The following is a 20,614-nucleotide window of genomic DNA, read 5'->3' as shown; positions in this document are numbered from 1 at the left end:
CCGGTGATCCTGTACATCCTGCTGGCTTTCCTCAACGGGATCCTCATCGGCACCAGCCGCGCCATCAACGGGCGGCTCGGCACCGGTGTCGGCCCATTCCGGGCCTCGCTGTGGAACCACATCGTGGGTTTCCTCTTCCTCACGGCAGCGGCGGCCGTGGTGGGTGCCTGGAGATTCAACGCTGTTTCCACGGTGCCGTTCTCCGCCTGTCTCGGCGGATTCTTCGGAACGCTCTTCGTGGCCGTCAACAGTTATGTCTTCCCCAGGCTCGGCGCGATGAACGCCGCGCTGCTGGTGATCAGCGGTCAGATGATCTGCGCCGTAGCGATCGACTGCCTGAACCAGCACTCCGCCCCCTCCGCGCCGCGGTGCCTGGGCGTCGTCATCGTGCTGCTGGGCGTCCACCTTTCCCGCGTATCGAGTTCAGCCCGCAAGGAGGGCCAGACAGATGACTGATTCCGAGCTGATCGACCGACTCCTGGACGATCGGACCTACCACATCGAGTTCAACGGCCACCTCTCCAACCACGTCAAGCACGCGGTGGTCGCACTGGCCGGTCTCGGGGCGCCGTCGGAGAGGATCGAGGCGTACTACCGGAACTACGCGAGGATGACGACGTACGGCTTCGGCCTCGAGCCGCCCCGGGCATCCACGTACGAGATCACCGAGGACAACTGGGACCGGCACCTCGGACAGCGCACCAGCTTCGGCTCCTACAGCGACTTCTTCGACCGGCAGGAGAAGGAACTGGGCGCCGACGAACTCCTGCGGCGGTACCTGCCGAAGCTGGTCCCGGGTTGGGTCGGTGCCTTCACCCACGCCACCATCCACCTGGGCTGGGCACTGGACGCGGGCCACCGATGGATGACCGTCGAAGGCCTCGCCTACATGGCCTACTCATACGTCCCTTGCCACCCGGAGCGGCTCACCCCACCTGCGGACGGCGAGTTCGGGGACGAGTCCGCGGCTGATTCCCTGCTCCGGATCGCCGGGGCCTGGGAGCAGGACCGCGAGGCGCTGGTGCAGCAGGTCCGGGCGGTTACCACCGACACGGAGGCCGGTCTGGCCGCGGGCATCCACCCCGAACTCGCCCGTTCCGGACTCCAGTACCGGATCGCCACCATGCTCGCGGCCGGACACCCGCTGATGTACCGGACCCCGGCGTGGATCGACGGTCAGCCCGCCGAGACCAGCTGGGAGCAGCTGTACTACGCGGTGACCCTGCTCTACCTCGCCAAGCCCGGGGACTTCATCCTGCTCCATCTGATCACCTCGCTGCACGCGATGGAGCAGATCGCCCAGCGGCTGCCGACCGAGCAGCAGAAGGACGTCATCAGGTGTTTCTGGGTGGGAATGCTCGGCATCGTCCTCTCGGGTGCCGACTTCTCGAAGCAGAGCAAGCTGGCGGCGCTGCACGCGCTGTTCAAGGACGCCGCCGACCCGGGCCCGGACGCGGCGTGGGACTGGGAGTGGGCGCGGATCATCGCCCGCGCCGTCGAGGAGGAGGAGGAGCACAACCCGAAGCTGGTGTACGTGGCGCAGCTGATGTGGCGGCGGACGGCCCGCCTCTCCGTCTACCGCACCGCGGCCACCCAGTTCACCGCGACGCCGGAGCTTCCGCCGTCCTTCGAGGAACCGCCGACCGAGTGACTTCGAGTGTTGGGAGATCCACCATCATGTCCACCGCAATGTCCACCGTGGCGATCGAGTCCATCGACGAGTACCTCGGTACGCATGTGCATCTGCTGCCGCAGACGGACCAGTTGCGTGCCATGCACACGGTCATCCGTGACCGGAACGCAAGCCGGGAGGACTTCGTCTTCTACTCCCGTCGGATCATCCGGTTGCTCCTCGAGACGGGGCTGAACCTCCTTCCGTTCGAGCCGCACGACGTGCAGACCCCGATCGGCCAGACGTACCAGGGGTTGCGGTTCTCCTCGCAGATTTGCGGAGTCTCCGTCGTGCGGGCCGGCGAGAGCATGGAGGCCGAACTCCGCGAGGTGTGCCCGTCGATCCGGATCGGCAAGATCCTCATCCAGCGGGATCGGGAGACCAAGCTCCCGAAGCTGTACTACTCCTCCTTGCCCCAGGACATCGCCCAGCGCCATGTCCTGCTGCTCGAGCCCATGTTGGCCACCGGCGGGAGCGCGCTCGCCGCGATCCGGCTGTTGCTCGACCGGGGGGTCGCCGAGGAGAGGATCGTCCTCATCAACTTCATCACGGTGCCGGAAGGCGTTGCTGCCGTCCGTCGACGTCATCCGAAGGTGAAGATCGTGACATCGGCCGTAGAAAGCGGCCTGAACGAGAACGCGTACATGACGCCGGGCATCGGTGATTTCGGCGACCGTTTCTTCGGCACCGACGCCTGACGCCGAATCCGTCGGGAAGGGCCCCCTCATCCTTGCCGGTCCGCGCCGCCCGGCGCGTCGGCGTCTCGTTGGGGGCCATCCGGGGCGCACTGGCTCAACTACCCGAGAGCCCGGCTCGCAGCACGCGCTCGGGCTGTGGCTGGCGGAGCATCCCGAGGACCGGCTCCGGATCGTGGCGCTCTGCGCGGCGCCGGGGCATCCCTGAACACTCCGGGGCAGGCCGATCGCACGGGAGCGCAGGCTCGGCGCTCGGCGCTCGGCGCGCGCCGAGCGCTGCCGCGAGCGTCACGGACACGGCGGCGATGCCGGCACCGATCGACGCGGGCTGTTCCCACGAGCGTTGGAGCGCGCGATGGGGTCGGTGCTGGTGAGCACTACGGTAGGCATCATGACGCTCACCGGGGACGATCAGGACGCCGCTCGCGGCCAGGTGTTGCTGCTCGCCGCCGCGCCGCTCGGATCCCGCCGCAGGCTTCTCGACCCGGAGGTCGCCGTCGGTGAGTTCGCCGCCGTACCGGCTCGCACGCTGCTGCCCGGTTGGGAGCACCCGGTCGAAGTCGAGACTCTCGTCAACCCCAGCGGCCCGCAGGCCGTGCTGGCCCGGATAAGGGCCGCGGCCACCGTGCAGGGTCCGTTGCTGCTGTACCTGTGCGGCCTGCTCGTCAGGGACGACCGGCAGCATCAGGTCCACCTCGCGCTCGCCGACACGACGGACACCACGATCCGCTACACGGCACTCCCCTGGACCTGGCTGGCCCGAGAACTGGCCGTCCGCCGGTCCGGCACCACCGCCGTCGTGCTCGACCTGCTCACCGACCCCGGCTGCCTGCCACTCGAACCCGCCGACCTCGCGCTGGCGCCGCAGATCGCACGGTTCGGCGTGGTCGGCCCGCCCGCCCGGCGCGGCCCCTGGCAGTCACCCGCCTACACCGCAGCCCTCGCGCATCTGCTGCGGAACACGCCGGACCAGCAGCACCTCGCCCAACTCCACCCGATTGCCGCAGGCCACGCAGGCCTACCGCCCGGCAGCATAGTGATCGGCCCCAGGACCGACCGGGTCGATGCCGCCGTGGACCGGCCCGAGCCCACCGTGGATCGTCCCCGGCCCCTGTCCCATCCGACCGGGTCGGCCCCGGCCGCTGCCATGGCAACGCCGCCCGTTCCACCTGCTCCGCCCATTCCACCTGCTCCGCTCACTCCATCCGCTCTGCCCGCTCCACAGGTCTCCGGCCTGGTCGCCGACCCACGGCCGACGATCGCCGAGGCGATACGCGGCGGGGACCACCGCACGGCGGCCGACCTCACCGCCCGGTGGGAACAGGCCGTCGTGTACACCGCCGGCCCGAACTCGCCGGCGATGGGCGACGTGCTGGAGGTCCAGGCCACCCTGGCCGTCGCCGCCGGGGCGATCGTCCAGGCCATCCATCACTGGCTGAGCTGCGCCGAGCACCGGCTCACCTGGACCGGACCCGAAACCGCCCAGATCCAGCTCGCCGTCCGCAACGCACTCCACTGCTGGCAGCAGACCAGGGACGACGAGCCGTCCCTTGCCGAGACCGCCGGACGTCTCGTGGAGGTACTACGGGCAACGGGCCACCCACGCGCGGCCGTTGCCGTCGAGGACCGCCTCGCCGATCTGAAGGGCCCCGTCTACACACCGCCCACCGTGTGGGTCCGGTAATTCCCTTTACGGTTGTTCAGAAGCGTGATGCGCCGTGTTCGAGGTAGTCGGTACGGGAGCTGCCCCTGGCGCTGATAGCTGCCTGGACGCGGCGGGCGAGGCGGGGGATCAGGAGACTGCCGAGAGCATCGGTCTGGTAGAAGCCGTAGTCGCCGATCTCAGTGAGTAGCTTGTCGCCCTCTCGAGGGTGGGGTGCCCAGTCGGCGACGAGCAGCGGGCCGATCGGCGGTTTGATGCCGAGCTCCTCGAGGGGCACTGGCGCGCTGCCTGATCGAGGAGGCCGCACGGGCGTACCGCCGAACTCTCCTGGTGCCGATGACCATCGCCCGGCCCGCCGTCTTCGCACAGATCGTCGGCGCACTGCGGAACCAGGGGCACGACGTGAAGCACTACACCCTGCTCGCCGACGCTGCCGTGATCCGTGCCCGCCTCCCCGCGCGGGGCGAAGGCCCGGACAAGTGGGGCGAACTGAGCTGGGAGGGCCTCCAGGTCGAGCGCTGCATCGCAGAAATGCGGGACCATGATCTCCCGCAGGTTGCCCAGGTGGATCGGCCCGGACGGACTGATACCGGACGCGCAGACCAGGGGCGAGCCATGGCCGCGGGGTTTGCCCTCGGCGATGACCTGGTCCGCTGCTGCGACCACCCAATCGCCTTGCTTCACGCCGACCACGCTGTGCCTCCTGTTGTATCGCCCGATGTGGGACACAAGAGGGAGACGGGCTGACGCAGGCGCAAGGCGCCGATCTGACTCGCGAACAATTATGACAAACAAGGAAGTTGACTAAGTGTCATAAATAACTCATTGGCGCACCTTCCTGTGGCCGAAACTGGCTACTCCCTCCCGGTCGGCAGGAAGCTGGCCGACCGGAGTGCGCTGACGAGAGCCTCGGGGGTCCACGGCACCGGGAACCGGGCCGTTGCGGCCTCCCCGAGGACGGTCCGGCAGGGATACGGCGCGCCGCACTGGACGCACTCCCGCCCGCCGTCGGGCTGCTCGACGGCGACCCGGCAGAAGTGGGCGTGGCTGGGCGGCCGGCAGTCCCGGCGCGATCGTGCCTGACGTGAGAGAGGCCCGGATCGGTGTGAGACTGGGCGCGGAAGGGGTGATCCCCGTGTCGGACCCACCGCACGCGCCCGCCGGGCCGGATGGCGCCATCGACGAGAATCGGCTGGAAGAGCTGATCGTCGAGGCGCAGACGGCCCTGCCGTTCGAACTGCCCGGCCTGGCGAACCGGTGCGCCTCTGCCCTCGGCCTGGACACCGCGCTGATCTACCTCGCCGACCTGCAGCAACGGCTGCTCATTCCACTCGACGAGACCTTGGACCCGCTGCCGGTGGCCGACTCGTTGGCCGGCTGGGCGTACCGCACGGTCTCCGCGCGGGTGGCCGACGCCGACGACGAAGTGATCGTCTGGATGCCTCTGGTCGACGGTGCGGAGCGGCTGGGCGTGCTGGCGGTGCGGACCGCCTCGCTCGACGGCGTGCGGATGCGCCGCAGCCGGATGCTGGCCCATCTGTTCGCCATGCTGATCACCTCCAAGCGCGCCTACAGCGACTGGCTCGCCGCCCGCTCCCGCACCGCGGTCATGCGGTTGCCCGCCGAGATGCTGCGGGCCTTCCTGCCACCCGGAACCGTCGGCAGCAGCAAGTGCGTCTCGACCGCGGTCCTGGAACCGGCGTACGACGTCGCCGGCGACGCCTTCGACCACTCGGTGGTCAAGAACGTGCTGCACACCATGATCCTCGATTCCATGGGTCACGACCTGGCCTCCGGTCTGACCACCTCGGTCGCCATGGCCGCGGCGCGGAACGCCCGCCGTGGCGGTGGCGACCTGGCCGACATCGTCGGCTCCGTCGACGAGGCGCTCGCCCACTGGCTGCCCGACCACTTCTCCACCGGCGTGCTGTGCCGGCTCGACGCGGACGCCGGAGTGCTGCACTGGGTCAACTGCGGTCATCCGGCGCCGCTGCTGATCCGTGCCGAGCGGGTGCTCGACGGGGCGCTGGACAGCCCCCCGCAGCCTCCGATCGGCCTGGCCGGTGAACTCGCCCCGGCAGCCCGGCAGGTCCACGAGACGACACTGGAACCGGGCGACCGCGTCCTGCTCTACACCGACGGCGTGGTGGAGGCACGCGACGCGGACGGTGCGGAGTTCGGCCTCAACCGGTTCACCGACTTCATCATCCGTTCCTCCGCTGCGGGTCAGCGCCCGGCCGAGGTGCTGCGGCTGCTCATCCACGCCATCCTCGACCTCCAGCGCGACCAACTGCGGGATGACGCGACCATCCTGCTCTTCGAGTGGCGCCCGCAGCACCGGTGACGCGGCAGCGCAACCGGACCTGATGATGTGTCAGTTCGTTGCCGTCGCGCCCTTCCGCGGGATCCGGGCCCGCGAGCAGGAAGTCCCGGACGGCCGCCGCGTCGTCGAGGTCGACGCCGGCGGCGGTGTGCCAGTCGAGCGGGGCGCGCAGAGTTCAGCGGCTGGGCCGAGGGGCTGCTGCCCTTCCTCACCGACAGCGACCACGGCTACACCAACCGGCCGCTCCACGCCCTGCCCGCCCCGCTCACCTGGGAACACACCGCCGGGGTCACGCTGCTCGGTGACGCGGCCCACCTCATGTCGCCCTTCGGCGGCCATGGCGCGAACCTCGCGACCGGCCGCATCGTCGCCTACCCGCTGACCGACGGTCGCAAGCGGTGGACCGCCGACCCGCACGACCAGGTGCGCGGCATGGCCGTGGACGGCGGTTCGGTCCGGGTGTTGACCGGCCGGGACCTCGTCCGCCTCGACGCGGCGACCGGACACCACCCCTTTGACCGTGCGGACTGCGGCGCCCTCGGTCAGGACGCCCCGGGTCTTCGACAAGCGGTTCGTCCTCGTCAACGTGGACGGTACCAACGGACGTTCGCCCGTCTACGCCTTCGGCTGAGGAGGCACGGCCGGACAGCGGCCGGCTGCCGGAGGAGAACCCTCGGCCGCGCCGGCACACACGCTCCGCGCCGCGGAGCATCAGCCGGGCACGTCGATGCGCTGCGTGCCGATCACCGAGAGCAGTCGCAGCGCCTCCTCGGAGGGTGAGCCGGGGGCGGCTGTGTAGATCACCAGTCGCTGGTCCCGGTCGGTGATCTCGAGGACGTCGCAGTCGACGGTGACGGGACCGACCAGCGGGTGCCGGAGGGTCTTGCACAGGGTGGGCTTGGCACACACGTCGTGGGAGGCCCACAGCCGGGCGAACTCCTCGCTTCCGGCGAGGAGTTCGCTCACCAGGGCGATCACCTCGGGATCGTCGGGGTAGCGGGCGGCGGTGGCGCGAAGGTGCCGGGCGGCCGAGCTGGCGAACTCCTCCGCGTCCGACAGGCCGTACAGGCGGCAACCGTCCGGGCCCGGCTCGAGGAAGGCACGGAGCACCAGGTTGCGCTCACGCCGCGACAGGGCGGAGAAGTCCTCCATCAGGGCGGCCGCCAGACCGTTCCAGGCGATCACCTCGTATGTCGCGGACAGCACGATCGCGGCGGCCTGCGGCAGCCGGTGCAACAGGTCGAGGATGCTCTGCCGCACCTCACGCGAGGGCCCGGACAGCGGGCTGGGCGGGGCGCCGGCGAGCAGGTGGAGATGGTCCCGCTCGGCATCCGACAGGCGCAGGGCGCGGGCCAGCCCGGCCAGCACCTTGTGCGACGGGCGCGGGCCGCGGGCCTGCTCCAGCCGGATGTAGTACTCGGTCGAGATGTACGCCAGTTGCGCCACCTCCTCGCGGCGCAGCCCCGGGGTGCGGCGGCGCGGCCCGGTGGGCAGACCCGCGTCCGCAGGGGTGATCCGTTCGCGCCTGCTGCGCAGGAAACCGGCGAGTTCTCTTCTGTCCACACCCCAGTGTGCAACGGGAGCCGCCGCCGCCATCCAGGTACCGGCAGTACCTGGATGGCGGCGGCGGCCGGGCGGCAGGCTCGCGGTCATGGAGAACACGCAGATCACCAGCACATCCACCCAGGCCGGCCCGGGCCTGCTGGCCGGCAAGGTCGCCCTCGTCACCGGTGCCGGGCGCGGCATCGGCGCGGCCGCGGCACGGCTGTTCGCCCGGGAGGGCGCCCGGGTGCTGCTCGCGGCCCGCACGGAGGCCCAGTTGAAGGCCGTGGCCGAGGAGGTGCGGGCGTCGGGCGGCATCGCGGACCACGTCGTCTGCGACCTGGCCGACGCGGCGAGCGTGCGTGCCGCCGTCGACCGCGCCGTGGACTTGTACGGCAGGCTCGACATCGCCTTCAACAACGGTGCGGCGGCCACCTCGCCCGGACCGCTCGACCAGGTGCGGGAGGCCGACTTCGACCACGTCTACGCCGTGAACCTCAAGGGCACGTGGCTGGCCATGGCCGCCGAGGTCGCCGCGATCCGGGCCACCGCCGGGACGGGAGCCATCGTCAACACCTCCAGCGTCGGCAGTCTGATGGGCAACCCCGAGCTGCCCGCGTACGCCGCGGTGAAGCGCGCGGTCAACAGCCTCACCGAGACGGCCGCCGTCACCTACGGACCGGAGGGCATCCGGGTCAACGCCATCGCCCCCGGCACCACGCTGACCGCGATGCTGCGCCAGTGGGACGAGGACTCGCCCGGCGTCATCGAGCGGCTGAACGCGCACACCCCGCTGCGCCGGGCGGCCGACCCCGACGAGATCGCCCAGGCCGCCGCCTGGCTGCTCAGCGACCGGGCCTCCTACGTGACCGGCACGGTCCTCAGGGTCGACGGCGGCCTACGAGCCTGAACCCGCGGCGGGACCCGTGGAGGAGGATCGCGCCGCCGGCCCGGCGGCAGCCCGTGCGGGCTACCTCCGGGCGTAGCCCATCTCCCACGCGTGCACCGCGATCCCGACCCGGTTCTGCACGCCCAACTTCCGCTGGATGCTGGCGACATGGGTCTTGACGGTGCCCGCCGAGATGAACAGCTGGGCGGCGATGTCGGCGTTGGTCCGGCCGGCCGCGACCTGTCCGGCGATCTCGATCTCCCGCTCGGTCAGCGCCCCGCCCGGCGGGGTCCGGCGGGCGGCGGAGGACCGACCGGGGGTGAGATGGCTCAGCAGCCGTACCGTGATCGACGGGCTGATCAGGCTGTCACCGGCCATCGCCGCCCGGACCGCCTCCACCAGCAGGGCCGGCCCCGACCGCTTGAGCAGGAACCCGGAGGCGCCGTGGCGCAGAGCCGGGTAGACGTACTCGTCGAGGTCGAAGGTAGTCAGCACGACCACCCGGACGGGATCCGCGGCGGTCGGCCCGGCGAGCCGGCGGGTCACCTCCAGGCCGTCCATCCGGGGCATCCGGATGTCCACCAGTGCGACGTCCGGGCGGAGTTGACGGGCCAGTTCGACCGCCGCGGCGCCGTCGGCGGCCTCTCCGACGATCTCGATGTCCGGCTGGGTCTCCAGGATGCGGCGCACCCCACGGCGGACCATCTCCTGGTCGTCGGCGATCAGCACACGTATCGTCACGGGAGGTGAGTCTGCCATGCCCGTTTCCGGGCAGCCGAATCGCCGTCATCTCCCGTCCGTCACGCTGCGGGCCATGGCCGACGGGACGTCAGCGCCGGACCGTCCGCGGGGTGGAGGCGGCGACCAGGGCGACGGCCAGCAGGGCGGCGGTCAGCGCCGTGACCGCCAGCGGTCCGGGCCCGGCGGGGTGGCCGTCACGGCGGACCACGCCCATGAAGTCGAGCGCCGCCGAGCCGTTGAGCACCAGGTACCAGAGCGGCGGGTAGAGCATCTGGAAGAGCCGGTGGGACCGGCTGACCAGGCCCAGGGCGAGGGCGAGCGCGGGTACGAACAGCGCGCCGCCGACCCAGCCGGCCAGCATCGGCCAGTCCGCGGCCAGCACCATCCGCAGTGCGGGGCCCGCGCCGGTCAGCACGCTGAGCACCACCCCGGCCGCCCACTCCGCCAGCACCCGGCCGCGCGGCGCCGGATACGCGCCGAGCAGCGTGTCGACGCCGTACTCCTCCCGCTGGGTGCCGAGCCGCGACCAGAGCAGCAGCGGCAGCAGCCAGGCGAGCAGCAGCACGCCCCGGCTGCCCGCCGGGTACGGCAGGACGAGAGCGGACGGTACCAGCGCCGCGAGGAGGAGCCAGCACCAGCGTGGCAGGCCCTGGAGCAGGATGCGCACCTCGCCCGCCAGCAGCCGGCCGAAGGTCCGGCCCGGTACGGCGGCGGCCTGCGGCAGTGGGGTCAGCGCGGCGTACGGGGGCGCGGGTCGGTGCGGGACCGGAGCGGCGAGCGGCTCCGGGGCGGGGTGCGTCAGCCGGAGGGGAGCGGCGCCGCGCGAAGGGTCGAAGCGGTGGAACCACAGCGCGGGCAGCAGGGCCAGCAGCACCGCGCCGAGGACCAGCAGCAGCCGGTCGGCGGCGAAGGCCGGGTCGACCCCCGTGCCGTTCCACTGGACGGTCTGCAGCGGATGGGCGCGGGAGGTCAGACCGAGACTGAAGTCGGCATCGCTCAGGTCGACGTTCCGGGCCACCAGGGCATCGCGCATCGATGCGACGAACGGCCGCACCCCGAGCCCGCCGAGCGGGGCGGTCGGCGACTGCCCGCCGAGCGCCACCGCCAGCGCCACGAAGAACCAGAGCGCGTTCCCGAGACCGCCGCGCAGTCCCGGCACGGTTTCGACGAGCAGCGCGGCGCCGGCCGTGACCGCCAGCAGTGGCAGCGTGACCAGTAGGTAGGGGGTCAGCAGGGCGACCGGGTCGACGTCGGTCGACTCCCCGCGGGTCAGTTGCAGCACCAGGGCGGTACCGGCCAGCACGGCCGCCATCGAGCCCAGGACCGCCAGGTTGCCGAGGAACTTGGCGGCCAGATAGGCGGTGGAGCGCAGCGGGGTGGTGGCGAGCAGCCGGCCGACCCCGGTGCTCTCGTCCCGGGTCACGGCGCCCCGCACGACGTAGAAGCCGGCCAGGGTCAGCCAGAGCGCGCCGGCCAGCGCGGTCGACCAGCCGACGTAGGCGCTGTTGTAGACGCCCCGGTAGTCCCCGACGTTGAGCACCGACCAGCGGGTGCCGACGGCCGGTACCGCCAGGCAGCCCAGGCCGACGGCCGCCAGCAGGGTCATCGCGTAGGCGGGCCGGCGGGCCCGGTAGCGGAAGTCTCCGAGTGCCAGTGCGAGCAGCGCACGGGGTGTCATCGCCGATCCTCCCAAGTCCCGTGGTCCGCCTGCTGGTTGACGACGGCGAGATAGGTCTCCTCCAGGCCGGGCGCCACCTGCACCGCGCCCGGGTACGGCGGTGCGGGCGCGAGCAGCCGCACCCGGACGCCGTCCGCGGTGCGCACCTGTCGGCTCACCAGGTGGCGGGCCTGGACGGCGGCCAGCTCGGCCGGGCCGACCACGACCTCCCAGACCTGGCCGGCCAGTTCGCGCAGCAGCGCGTCGGGGGTGCCCCGGCGCCGCAGCCGCCCCTGGGCCATGATCGCGATGTCACCGGCCACCGACTCGATGTCGGAGACGATGTGCGTCGAGAAGATCACCACCCGGTCCGTGGCGAGGCTGCCGAGCAGGTTGCGGACCCGGACCCGCTCCTGTGGGTCGAGCCCGGCGGTCGGCTCGTCGACGATCACCACCCGGGGGTCGGCCAGCAGCGCCTGGGCGATGCCCACCCGGCGCAGCATGCCGCCCGAGTAGGCGCGCAGCGGGCGCCGGACCGCCTCGGTGAGGTTGACCAGTTCGAGCAGCTCGTCGATCCGGGTGCGGGCCGCGCGGGCCGCGACGCCCTTGGCGGCGGCCAGGTATCCGAGGAACTCACGCGAGGTCAGGTTCGGGTAGACCCCGAAGTCCTGCGGGAGGTAGCCGAGCGAACGGCGGAGCAGGTCGGGGTGGGCCAGCGCGTCGTTGCCCGCGAAGCGCAGCTGCCCGGAGGTCGGACGGGTGGCGGTCGAGGCGATGTTCAGCAGCGAGGACTTGCCCGCGCCGTTGGGGCCGAGCAGGCCCAGCATGCCGGGGCCGAGCCGCAGCGTGACACCGTCGACGGCCCGCTTGCCGCCGCGGTGGACCTTGGTGATGTCGGACAGTTCGAGCACGGTGTCGGCTGCGGTGGGCGACGGCTGCCGTGCGGTGGTGATGGGGTGAGGCATGCCCGCCAGCTTCGTCGGTCACGGGCGCGCTGCCATCTACCTTTCGGCAGATATCGGAGGCCGGCCTTTCGGGGGGTCGGCCATCGGGGGCCGGCCTCCCCGGGTGCCGGCCCGCAGCGGCAGGAGGCAGCCGACCTGCCAGCCCGTCCGTCCTGATGCGGTGGTCCGGCCGTCTGCGACCGGTTCCGCTCCGGCAGCAGCCGCTTTGGCCGCGGCCCGGTCCAGCGGGCCGGCCGCGAAGGTGCCGCCGAGGGCGGCGATCCGCTCGGCGGCGGCGGCCAGTCCGGTGCCGCCGCCGCTGCGCGGGCGCCGGGCGAGCGCGCCGGGCCCGCCGTCGTCGGTGATGCTCACCGCGACCGCCGGGCCGCCGTCCGCACCGGTGGCGCGCCCGATCCGGACGGTCACCCGCTGCGAACCGGCGGCGTGCCGGCGGACGTTGGTCAACGCCTCGAGGACCACGGCGTACGCGGCACCCTCGGTCTCGCGCGGGAGCGCTCCGGCCAGACCGGGCTCGAGGTCGAGACTCGCGCGGGTCGTACCGGTGGTGGAGAACCGGCCCGTCAGGTCCGCAAGGTCGGCCAGCCCGTAGACGCGGGTGGGCGGCGGCTCGTACTTCGCGGCGTCCCCCGCGTCCCCCGCGGCCGCTGTGCCGTCCGCGTCCGCCGGTTCGCGCAGCGCGCGGACGGTGTCGTCCATCGCGTCCAGGGCGCGCAGCCCGGCCTCCTCCAGCCTGCGGAGCAGTGCGCGGGTCTCCGGCGGGTCGTCGCCGGAGAGTTGGGCGGCCTGCGCCTCCAGCACGATGCCGGTGATCTCGTGGGCCACGAAGTCGTGCAGATCGCGGGCGACTTCGAGGCGCTGCTCGCGCCGGGCCCGCGCCACCGCGCGCACCCTGCGCCCGTCCAGGGTCCGCAGATAGGCACCGACCCCGGCCGCACCGGCGACGCCCAGCAGGGACAGCGCGACCGCGACCACCGACGGCCCGGGATGCAGCACGGGCGCCCGGAGCGTGAACCGCAGCGGCAACACGGCCGCCACGGCCCCGGTGAGTACCGCGAACCCCGCCACCCGACGGCCCGGCACCCGACGGATCACCCGGTGGAGCAGCACCAGCAGGGCAGCCCACTCGAACGGCAACCAGACCAGCACCGGGCCCTGCTGCCACGCGTACCCCAGGTCGACCAGCAGTGACACCACGGCGACCGCACTCGCCACCATGGCCAGCCGCACCCGTCCCGACGGCCAGGGCAGCAGAGCACCGGCCACCGCCACACCGGCCGCCACCGCGAGCGGCAGCGCGCCGAGCGGTGCGATGACCGTAGGCAACAGCACCGTCAGGGCGGCGACGCTGCTCCAGATGCGGCGCTGACGGCGCCAGTGGCGGGCTGACAGGTGATCACTGCGCATACGACTGAGCGTACTGGCCGCGCCAGGACGGCCCTGGCCGGCCGAGGCGGTCGGCCGGGGCCGACCGGGCCCTGCCACCGGTTCGCGCCGGCGTGGCAGCACCGTTGCCGTCGCACGGCCAACTCGTCCGGCAGGAGCAGGACTTGGAGCGACGGCGGGAGGGGGGGAACCGGGCCACAAGCAGCGGCGCCGCGGCCGTCAGTCGGAGTCGACCGGGTCGGCGGGGCCGGTGTCCTTGATGCCGAGCTTCGTCTCCGCGGTGGTCCAGTCCGTGGCGATGGCCTGCTGGGCCGCGGCGAGGGTCACCTTGCCTTTGCAGATGGCCGTGTGCAGGTGGGTCTCGACGCTGTCCTTCGGGTTGTTCGGGCCCTTGCCCGCGACGTGGCCCGGCGACGGCGGCTCGACCCAGAGGTTCCTGGGGTCGTTCGGGTCACCACCGAGCTGGAGGCTTATCAGGTGGTCGTACTCGGCGTCGCCCATGGGGCCGGTGTACCCGTACGACTTGGCGTTGTCGGTCTTCTCCTTGCCGGTTATGTTCACCGGCGGCCGGATCGTGGAGGTGTACCCGCCCGTCCGGCAGATCGTGTCCTTGAGGTTGGCCTGGGTCACGGCCGGGCTCACCGCACCCGGAGTGCACGCCGGGTCCGGCAGCGGCTGCTGGTCCGAGGTGTACCGGTAGTGACAGCTTCCCGCCGCCGGCTGCCCCGCGGCGGTGTACTTGGGCTGCGGCCCGGCCCCGACCGGGACGGCTCCCCCGGCCTGGGCGCCCGAGGCGGGAGCTGAGGCCGCTGTCGGGGGCGGTGCGGTGTGATGATCACCGGATTTGGCGGTGTGCCCGGTCTTCGACGAGCACCCGGCGGTGGCGGCCAGCACGAGAGCTACGGCGGCCAGGGCGGTACGGGCCCGACGCTGCATCAGTCCTCCATGGGATCGCGCGACTTTTGGTCAGCAGTGCGGGGCGATTCTGCCAGGCGGTTCCGCAAGCGCTGCAGGTGGGCGGGGCGCACGGGGATCGGCACCGGCGGCGGCCGGCGCCCGTGAAGGTGTCGCACCGGACGGCGCGCGACCACTCCGTGCGCGAACCCGCGCGCCCTGGGGCGCGCGCGAAGCGAGGGCGCGGGAGACGGGTGCAGAGGACGGCGCGGGAGACGGGAGCGGGAGACGGGCGCGGTGCAGCACAAGAACCGTCGTAGCGGACCCGGATCCGCTACGACGCAGGGAGCGCGCCGGACGACCGCGTCGGCTTCGGCCCGCTGCTCGAACTCGCCCGGCGCGCACGGGAGATGGTGGCCTTCCCGGGGCGGTCCGCGGGTCCCGGCGCCCCGGCCGGCCGCCGCCTGCCGCTACTGCTCGGCCCGCTGGGTGATGGGCGCGTCGGTGCGGTCCCCGAGGAACTCGTACCACCGGCGCTCCAGGCAGACGTAGCGCACGTCGGCCTCGACCAGGCTGAGGAAGCCCGACACCGTCTCGGTGAGGCGCTGCTGCAGGCCGGAGTCCTTCAACATGCCGTCCTCGGCGAAGGCCTGGTAGCAGTTGGCCAGGCTGAACATGTCCGGGTAGACGCGGGTGCCGAGGTGCTCCAGCGGGACCCGCAGGGCCCACAGCCCGCGGTTGCCGCCGACGAGGGAGGGCGAGGCGGAGACCAGCATCGCGTGCTTGGTCTTGAACGGCTGCGGCTGGACGCGCGAGACCCAGTCGATCGCGTTCTTCAGCACCCCGGGGACGGAGGCGTTGTACTCGGGGGAGGAGATGACGAAGGCGTCGTTGCGTTCGAGCCGGTCGCGCAGCGCCAGGGCGCCGGACGGCAGGCCGTGGGCGGCCTCCACGTCGCCGTCGTACAGCGGCATGTCGAACTCGTGCATGGCGGCGAGGTCGACCGTGGCACCGGTGTCGGAGATCTGCCGGGCCACCAGCGAGGCGAGGCGGGCGTTGGCCGACCCCGCCCGCAGCGAGGCGCCGAAGACCAGGACCCGCAGCGGGCCGGGGTGGTTGTCCGTGGGCATGGAGACGTCCCTTCGGTCGTATGGACTCGCGCCCGGCCGGGGCGCCACGGGGACCAGTGTGGCCACGGCGGCACCACCGCGCCAGAGGACTGAGCCTTCCGGAGCAATGCCGTCGGTAGCGCGCCCGCCTGTTCGCGCCGGCGGACGTTGCCGGCTCCGCCGGCCGGGCTCCGGGACACGTCGACGTACGCCAGGCCCCGTGTGACGGCGGCCGTGAGCCGGGCCGGACCGCCCGCGGCGGGCCGCCTCGGGGCTCCCGCGTCACCCCTTCCGGTTCACCGGCTCAACTGCCGCTCCGGTAGTAGTCGATGGAGACCTTGACGGACCCGTCGTCGGTGGTCGTCGAGATCACCCTGACGATCGCGATGCCGAGGTCGGCCTCGGCCCGGACGCAGAAGGACCGGCCCGTGGGCAGGGCGCTGAAGGGCAGTCGGGTGACCGGCTGGGTCTCGATGCCCTTGATGCAGCCCGCGAGGGTGAGTTGGTCGCCCCGGGCTATGTAGGCGTCGTTCTCCTCGGCGAGGGAGAACTCCGTGGCGGTGCGGCCGAGGTACCAGGTGGCGGCGCCCGCGGGCAGCACCTTGCCGGTCTTGAGGTCGAACTCGTAGGTGTGGTCAGGCGAGGTCAGCTCGGATCCGCTGTAGTCCTCGGTGTAGCCGGGTACTTCGGCCGGGTCGGCGTCCGGGTCGGCGTCCGGGTCGGCGGCCGAGCTCCCGGGGGCCGGCCCTGTCGGGTCGTCCGAGGAGTCGGTGGTGGTGGGCGTGTCGGTGCCGGCGTGGTCGAGCAGGACGTACGCGCCGCCGGCGCCGAGCAGCAGCGCCGCGGCGGCGGTCAGTGCGATCACGCGGCCGCCCCGGCGCCTGGATCCGGCCCGCCCGGCAGGGGCGGCTTCGGGGGTCGCGGCCGGAGCCGGCAGCGGGTGGGCGCGCGCGGTCGGCGCGTCGGCGAGGGCGCGCGCCGGGTCGAGGACCGTGGGCGCCGCGTCGAGGACCGTGGGGGGCGCGGCCAGGGTGGTGGGCGGTGCGTCGGGGGCGGTCGGCAGGTCCGAGCGGCGGGAGATCTCGGTGCTGACCTGTGACGGCAGCCAGTCCTCGGTGAACAGGAGCTGCCCCGCGACCGCGGGGTGGCGGCGAGCCGCCTCGATCACCTCGGCGGCGGACGGCCGCTGCTCCGGCTGCTTGGCCAGACAGTGCCGGAGCAGCGGATGCAGGGAGGCCGGTACCCGGGTGAGGTCCGGCTCCTCGTGCACCGCACGGTACAGCGAGACGGAGGCCGGGCCGTTGCCGAACGGCGGTGTGCCGCCCGCGATGTGGACCGCCAGTGCGCCCAGGGCGAAGACGTCGGTGGCGGAGGTCGCGGGTGCGCCCATGGCCTGTTCGGGCGCCATGAAGCCGGGCGATCCGATCTGGATGCCGGTGCCGGTGAGCGCGCTGGCATCAGCGGCGCGGGCGATGCCGAAGTCGATGACGCGCGGACCGTCGGCGGCGACCAGGACGTTGGCCGGCTTCAGGTCGCGGTGCACCACGCCGGCGTCGTGGATCACGTGGAGCGCCTCGGCGACGCCGGCCATCAGTAGCAGCACCGTCCGCTCCGGGAGGGGGCCGTGCAGCTGCACCACCTGCTGCAGCGAGGGGCCCGGCACGTACGCGGTGGCCAGCCACGGGGTGGCCGCGTCGACACCGGCGTCCACCACCTGGGCGGTGTAGAGACCGTGGATGCGCCGGGCGTTGGCGACCTCCTGGGCGAAACGGCGGCGGAACTCCGCGTCCTCCGCGAGTTCGGGGCGGACCACCTTGACCGCCACCGGCCGTCCGCCCGGGGTGTGGGCCAGGTAGACCCGGCCCATCCCGCCCGCGCCCAGCCTGGCGATCAGGCGGTAGCCGCCCACCTCCGACGGGTCGTCCGCGGACAGCGCCTGGAAGGTCGGCGGCGGGCAGGCCGGGGGTGTGGGTGTGTACATGCGCTTGCCTTCTCAGCGGGCCGGATATCACACGGCTGGCCGATCAGCTCCTCAGGACACCCCGAAAGGCAATCACATGACGTGACCATCCGCTCAATGACCCGATGCAGTCTAGGACGGCCGGGGGCGACGCTCCGCACCAGGTCGCGGTAACACCTCCGGGAGCCCGGGTGCACCGTCCCGGAGCCGGCTGCATCGACGCCCGGAACTCGGTACACGGAGCAGCGCCCCGGCCGCGGCACGGCCGTCCCGCGCTCCTGGCGGCGGCCGGAGCGGTGGAGCGGTGAAGTGGAGGCTGCGCGCGACCCCGCAGTACCTCCTGATCGTGCTCTTCTTCCAGGAGGCCCTGGCCTTCAGGCCGGGGAGACGGGGGTCCCCCCCCGGCCCGGACGGGTGGGGAAGGTCCTCGACTCGGAGCCGAGAACGGCGGAGCGATTTTCGTAGGTTCGGATGTGAGCTGTTGTCAGTGGCCTTCGGTAGGTTGATCGTGTGCACCATCGGTACTCCTGTCGCCTCTACCAGACGTCAAGTCAGCGTGCTGCGCTGGCCCAGGCCTTCGGGTGTGCGCGGGTGGTGTACAACGACGCCATCGCGTCGCGGAGGGAAGCCCGGAAACCCGGACTGCTCCACCCCAAGTGCACTGATCTCCCAAAGCTGGTCATCACGGCGGAGACCGCCGAGCGGTCATGGCTCGCCTCGGTCGGTGTGGACCCCCTGATCCGGTCGCTGCAGGATCCGGACGCCGCGTATCGGAACTTCCTCGACTCGGTGTCCGGCAAGCGTGCGGGGCGGCCGGTGGGTCTTCCCCGGTTCAGGTCCAAGGGGGACGGTCGGCAGTCGCTGCGGTTCACCCGCAACGGCCCGGGCGGCCCGCGGTGATCGGCGCGCAGCCCTCGGCGGGCGCTCGCGGAGCCGTCGACGCGGTGGTGGTGGGCGCCGGGCCGAACGGCCTGGCGGCCGCGCTGCTGCTGGCCCGGGCCGGACTCGAGGTCGAGGTCCACGAGGCGGCGGACACCGTCGGGGGTGGCAGCCGTACCGCGGAGCTGCTGCCGGGCCTCAGGTACGACGTGTGCTCGGCGGTCCACCCGATGGCACTCGCCTCGCCGTTCTTCCGCGCCTTCGACCTGTCCGCGCACGGTGTCGAGATGCTGCAGCCCGAGGTCGCCTACGCCCACCCGCTGGACGGCGCACGCGCCGGTGTCGCCTGGCGCGACCTCGACCGCACGGTGGCGGGCCTGGGCCGGGACGGCCCGGCGTGGCGGGCCCTGGTCGGGCCGCTGGCCCGGCGGTGGCGGGGCATGGCCGCCGCCGCGCTGTCGGACTTCCGTACCGTGCCCGGCGACCTGCTCACCGCGGGACGGCTGGGCGTCCGGGCATTGGAACAAGGATCCGCGCTGTGGGGCGCGAGGTTCGCGGGAGGGGTCGCGCCCGCCATGCTGACCGGCGTCGCCGCGCACGCCCTGGCCCCGCCGCGGGCACCGGTTGCGGCCGGAGTCGGGCTGGTGCTGGCCTCGCTCGCGCACTCGGTCGGCTGGCCGCTGCCGCGCGGCGGCAGCCAGGCGATCGCCGACGCGCTGGCGGCGGCGGTCCGGCGCAGCGGTGGCGTCATCCGCACCGGACACCCGGTGGAGCACCTCGACCAGCTGCCCAGGGCCCGCGCGGTACTGCTGGACACCGGCCCGCACGCCCTGCTCCGACTCGCCGCCGGCCGGCTGCCGACTCGCTACGCACGGCAGTTGCGCGGCTTCCGCTACGGGTCGGCGGCCTGCAAGGTGGACTTCGCCCTGGCCGGGCCGGTTCCGTGGGCCGCACCCGGCTGCGAGCAGGCCGGCACGCTGCACCTGGTGGGAAGCCGCGCGGAGGCGGTGGCCGCGGAACGGGCGGTCGCGCACGGGCGGCACGCGGAGCGCCCGTACGTGCTGGCCGTCCAGCCGGGAGTCGTCGACCCCTCACGCGCAACGGCGGGCCGGCACACGCTGTCCAGCTACGCGCACGTGCCGAACGGTTCCCGGCAGGACGTCGGCGACGCCGTCACCGCGCAGATCGAGCGGTTCGCACCGGGCTTCCGGGACCTGGTGCTGGCCCGGCAGGTCACCACCGCGGCCGAGGCCGAGCGGTACAACCGCAACAACGTCGGCGGGGACATCGCCGGCGGCGCGCTGACCGTGCGCCAGAGCCTGCTGCGCCCGGTCGCCGGTCTGGACCCGTACCGGACGCCGCTGCCCGGTGTGTACCTCTGCTCGGCGTCGACACCACCGGGACCCGGGTGTGCACGGCATGTGCGGTCTGCACGCGGCCCGGCGCGCCCTGCGCGACGTCCTCGGCATCACTGCCGACCCGCTGGCACTGCTGCGCGGCCCGGCGGCCGGCTGAACTCCGCTGCCTAACGGCCGGGTTGTCGGCGGGCGGGGCCAACCAGGCGCGCGGGGGGCGGCGGGTGGGCCTTCCGACGCACCCCACGCCGGTCCGCCCACGCCGGTCCGCCCACGCCGGTCCGCCCGTGCGCCGGTCCGCTCAGCCCGCCGCCGAGGCCAGGTTCCGGACCAGATCGGCGGACAGCTGCGGGATCTCGCCGTGGTCCTCGTCGTCGCCGTCCACAGTGAGCTGGTTGATCACCGCGGCGAGCCGTGGGGGGAGCCGCACGTCCAGACCGTGGTAGCAGCGCGCGATTATGTCCGCGCGCACCTGCGCGGGCAGCAGTTCGTACGGCCCGTCCAGCACCCGCTGCCGGGGACGCGGGTCGGCCGCCAGCTCCTCCGCCTGGAGCCGCCAGAAGTCGGCGTCCTCGATCTCGCCACGGCTGCGGTGCAGCAGGTTCAGACAGGACGCCGCCGTGTAGTTGCCGCCGCCCGCCGCGAACTGCAGCCAGAACTGCGCCGCATCCCGGTTCCCGGTGATCAGCAGCAGCGCCCCGAGGACCAGCGCGCCCTCCGGGTGGACCCGCCGGTCGTTGACCAGCCGGTCGAGCGAGGCCGCCGCCGTCGGGGCGGCCAGCACCAGTGAGGCCAGTAAGTCCAGCTCGTGCGAGGCCTGTTGGTGCTCGGACGGCAGCGGTGCCGGCGCCGTCATCAGCCGCCTCCAGGCCAATCCGGAGGCGCCG

18 protein-coding genes and 2 pseudogenes are annotated in these 20,614 nt (G+C 72.9%); 9 read left to right on the top strand and 11 right to left on the bottom strand.

Going from position 1 to position 20,614, the window contains the following annotated elements; translation table 11 throughout:
- The first annotated feature begins 3 nt into the window (after positions 1-3).
- From ACZ5ON_RS19205 to ACZ5ON_RS19190, 4 genes are all read left to right on the top strand, one after another.
- A complete protein-coding gene (locus ACZ5ON_RS19205; RefSeq protein WP_465593593.1) occupies positions 4-456 on the top strand; it encodes a DMT family transporter in 453 nt (150 codons plus the stop codon).
- Positions 449-1,651: a questin oxidase family protein gene (locus ACZ5ON_RS19200; protein WP_465593590.1), complete on the top strand. Its 1,203-nt coding sequence runs from the start codon at positions 449-451 to the stop codon at positions 1,649-1,651. The genes ACZ5ON_RS19205 and ACZ5ON_RS19200 overlap by 8 nt, the downstream gene beginning before the upstream one ends.
- 26 nt (positions 1,652-1,677) lie before the next feature.
- Positions 1,678-2,370, top strand: coding sequence for a uracil phosphoribosyltransferase (upp, locus tag ACZ5ON_RS19195; RefSeq protein WP_465593588.1), 693 nt, complete (start codon positions 1,678-1,680; stop codon positions 2,368-2,370).
- A 388-nt stretch (positions 2,371-2,758) separates the two neighbouring features.
- Positions 2,759-4,051 (top strand): hypothetical protein, encoded by a 1,293-nt coding sequence (locus tag ACZ5ON_RS19190; RefSeq protein ID WP_465593585.1) that lies wholly within the window; start codon positions 2,759-2,761, stop codon positions 4,049-4,051.
- A 16-nt stretch (positions 4,052-4,067) separates the two neighbouring features.
- Here ACZ5ON_RS19190 and ACZ5ON_RS19185 read toward each other — a convergent pair whose 3' ends face one another.
- A complete protein-coding gene (locus tag ACZ5ON_RS19185) occupies positions 4,068-4,307 on the bottom strand; it encodes an NUDIX hydrolase (RefSeq protein ID WP_465593890.1) in 240 nt (79 codons plus the stop codon).
- A 254-nt stretch (positions 4,308-4,561) separates the two neighbouring features.
- Positions 4,562-4,723 (bottom strand): annotated as a pseudogene (locus ACZ5ON_RS19180) (hypothetical protein); the annotation flags it as partial.
- Positions 4,724-5,165: 442 nt separating this feature from the next.
- Here ACZ5ON_RS19180 and ACZ5ON_RS19175 point away from each other — a divergent pair.
- On the top strand, positions 5,166-6,374 hold the full coding sequence (locus ACZ5ON_RS19175) for a PP2C family protein-serine/threonine phosphatase (protein ID WP_465593582.1): 1,209 nt from the start codon (positions 5,166-5,168) through the stop codon (positions 6,372-6,374).
- Between the two features lie 153 nt (positions 6,375-6,527).
- Positions 6,528-6,707 (top strand): annotated as a pseudogene (locus tag ACZ5ON_RS19170) (FAD-dependent monooxygenase); the annotation flags it as partial.
- A 357-nt stretch (positions 6,708-7,064) separates the two neighbouring features.
- Here ACZ5ON_RS19170 and ACZ5ON_RS19165 read toward each other — a convergent pair.
- Positions 7,065-7,916, bottom strand: a complete 852-nt coding sequence (locus tag ACZ5ON_RS19165) for a helix-turn-helix transcriptional regulator (RefSeq protein ID WP_465593579.1) — start codon at positions 7,914-7,916, stop codon at positions 7,065-7,067.
- 88 nt (positions 7,917-8,004) lie between these two features.
- On the opposite strand from ACZ5ON_RS19165, the gene ACZ5ON_RS19160 reads away from it, so the two are divergent.
- The gene (locus ACZ5ON_RS19160; RefSeq protein WP_465593576.1) at positions 8,005-8,805 is read left to right on the top strand and encodes an SDR family NAD(P)-dependent oxidoreductase; all 801 of its coding nucleotides are present in this window, start codon (positions 8,005-8,007) and stop codon (positions 8,803-8,805) included.
- Positions 8,806-8,865: 60 nt separating this feature from the next.
- Here the strand turns inward: ACZ5ON_RS19160 and ACZ5ON_RS19155 are convergent, their stop codons facing one another.
- The 7 genes from ACZ5ON_RS19155 to ACZ5ON_RS19125 form a co-directional block, all read right to left on the bottom strand.
- Positions 8,866-9,525: a response regulator gene (locus ACZ5ON_RS19155; RefSeq protein WP_465593574.1), complete on the bottom strand. Its 660-nt coding sequence runs from the start codon at positions 9,523-9,525 to the stop codon at positions 8,866-8,868.
- Positions 9,526-9,613: 88 nt separating this feature from the next.
- Positions 9,614-11,203 (bottom strand): ABC transporter permease, encoded by a 1,590-nt coding sequence (locus tag ACZ5ON_RS19150; RefSeq protein ID WP_465593571.1) that lies wholly within the window; start codon positions 11,201-11,203, stop codon positions 9,614-9,616.
- The gene (locus ACZ5ON_RS19145; protein WP_465593873.1) at positions 11,200-12,093 is read right to left on the bottom strand and encodes an ATP-binding cassette domain-containing protein; all 894 of its coding nucleotides are present in this window, start codon (positions 12,091-12,093) and stop codon (positions 11,200-11,202) included. The genes ACZ5ON_RS19150 and ACZ5ON_RS19145 overlap by 4 nt, the downstream gene beginning before the upstream one ends.
- A gap of 90 nt (positions 12,094-12,183) precedes the next feature.
- Positions 12,184-13,551: a sensor histidine kinase gene (locus ACZ5ON_RS19140; protein WP_465593568.1), complete on the bottom strand. Its 1,368-nt coding sequence runs from the start codon at positions 13,549-13,551 to the stop codon at positions 12,184-12,186.
- A gap of 198 nt (positions 13,552-13,749) precedes the next feature.
- Positions 13,750-14,466, bottom strand: coding sequence for a hypothetical protein (locus ACZ5ON_RS19135; protein WP_465593566.1), 717 nt, complete (start codon positions 14,464-14,466; stop codon positions 13,750-13,752).
- 428 nt (positions 14,467-14,894) lie between these two features.
- The gene (locus ACZ5ON_RS19130; RefSeq protein WP_465593563.1) at positions 14,895-15,554 is read right to left on the bottom strand and encodes an NADPH-dependent FMN reductase; all 660 of its coding nucleotides are present in this window, start codon (positions 15,552-15,554) and stop codon (positions 14,895-14,897) included.
- A gap of 283 nt (positions 15,555-15,837) precedes the next feature.
- Positions 15,838-17,514: a serine/threonine-protein kinase gene (locus tag ACZ5ON_RS19125; protein WP_465593560.1), complete on the bottom strand. Its 1,677-nt coding sequence runs from the start codon at positions 17,512-17,514 to the stop codon at positions 15,838-15,840.
- 489 nt (positions 17,515-18,003) lie between these two features.
- Between ACZ5ON_RS19125 and ACZ5ON_RS19120 the strand changes: the two genes are divergently transcribed.
- Together ACZ5ON_RS19120 and ACZ5ON_RS19115 are read left to right on the top strand one after the other, a co-directional pair.
- Positions 18,004-18,393 (top strand): helix-turn-helix domain-containing protein, encoded by a 390-nt coding sequence (locus ACZ5ON_RS19120; protein ID WP_465593557.1) that lies wholly within the window; start codon positions 18,004-18,006, stop codon positions 18,391-18,393.
- The gene (locus ACZ5ON_RS19115) at positions 18,390-19,901 is read left to right on the top strand and encodes a phytoene desaturase family protein (RefSeq protein WP_465593554.1); all 1,512 of its coding nucleotides are present in this window, start codon (positions 18,390-18,392) and stop codon (positions 19,899-19,901) included. The genes ACZ5ON_RS19120 and ACZ5ON_RS19115 overlap by 4 nt, the downstream gene beginning before the upstream one ends.
- A 127-nt stretch (positions 19,902-20,028) precedes the next feature.
- Here ACZ5ON_RS19115 and ACZ5ON_RS19110 read toward each other — a convergent pair whose 3' ends face one another.
- On the bottom strand, positions 20,029-20,583 hold the full coding sequence (locus tag ACZ5ON_RS19110) for a hypothetical protein (protein WP_465593551.1): 555 nt from the start codon (positions 20,581-20,583) through the stop codon (positions 20,029-20,031).
- Positions 20,584-20,614 lie beyond the last annotated feature (31 nt).

This window comes from Kitasatospora sp. NPDC032150, from assembly GCF_055579945.1.
Note: the sequence above shows the minus strand (reverse complement) of the source record. Positions and strands in the feature narration are given on the sequence as shown.

Bases quoted from the DNA above. Each gene is read 5' to 3' on its own strand.
- ACZ5ON_RS19140 (WP_465593568.1), bottom strand. From the start codon at position 13,551: ATGCGCAGTGATCACCTGTCAGCCCGCCACTGGCGCCGTCAGCGCCGC.
- ACZ5ON_RS19160 (WP_465593576.1), top strand. From the start codon at position 8,005: ATGGAGAACACGCAGATCACCAGCACATCCACCCAGGCCGGCCCGGGC.
- upp (WP_465593588.1), top strand. From the start codon at position 1,678: ATGTCCACCGCAATGTCCACCGTGGCGATCGAGTCCATCGACGAGTAC.
- ACZ5ON_RS19125 (WP_465593560.1), bottom strand. From the start codon at position 17,514: ATGTACACACCCACACCCCCGGCCTGCCCGCCGCCGACCTTCCAGGCG.
- ACZ5ON_RS19150 (WP_465593571.1), bottom strand. From the start codon at position 11,203: ATGACACCCCGTGCGCTGCTCGCACTGGCACTCGGAGACTTCCGCTAC.
- ACZ5ON_RS19110 (WP_465593551.1), bottom strand. From the start codon at position 20,583: ATGACGGCGCCGGCACCGCTGCCGTCCGAGCACCAACAGGCCTCGCAC.
- ACZ5ON_RS19135 (WP_465593566.1), bottom strand. From the start codon at position 14,466: ATGCAGCGTCGGGCCCGTACCGCCCTGGCCGCCGTAGCTCTCGTGCTG.
- ACZ5ON_RS19130 (WP_465593563.1), bottom strand. From the start codon at position 15,554: ATGCCCACGGACAACCACCCCGGCCCGCTGCGGGTCCTGGTCTTCGGC.
- ACZ5ON_RS19200 (WP_465593590.1), top strand. From the start codon at position 449: ATGACTGATTCCGAGCTGATCGACCGACTCCTGGACGATCGGACCTAC.
- ACZ5ON_RS19190 (WP_465593585.1), top strand. From the start codon at position 2,759: ATGACGCTCACCGGGGACGATCAGGACGCCGCTCGCGGCCAGGTGTTG.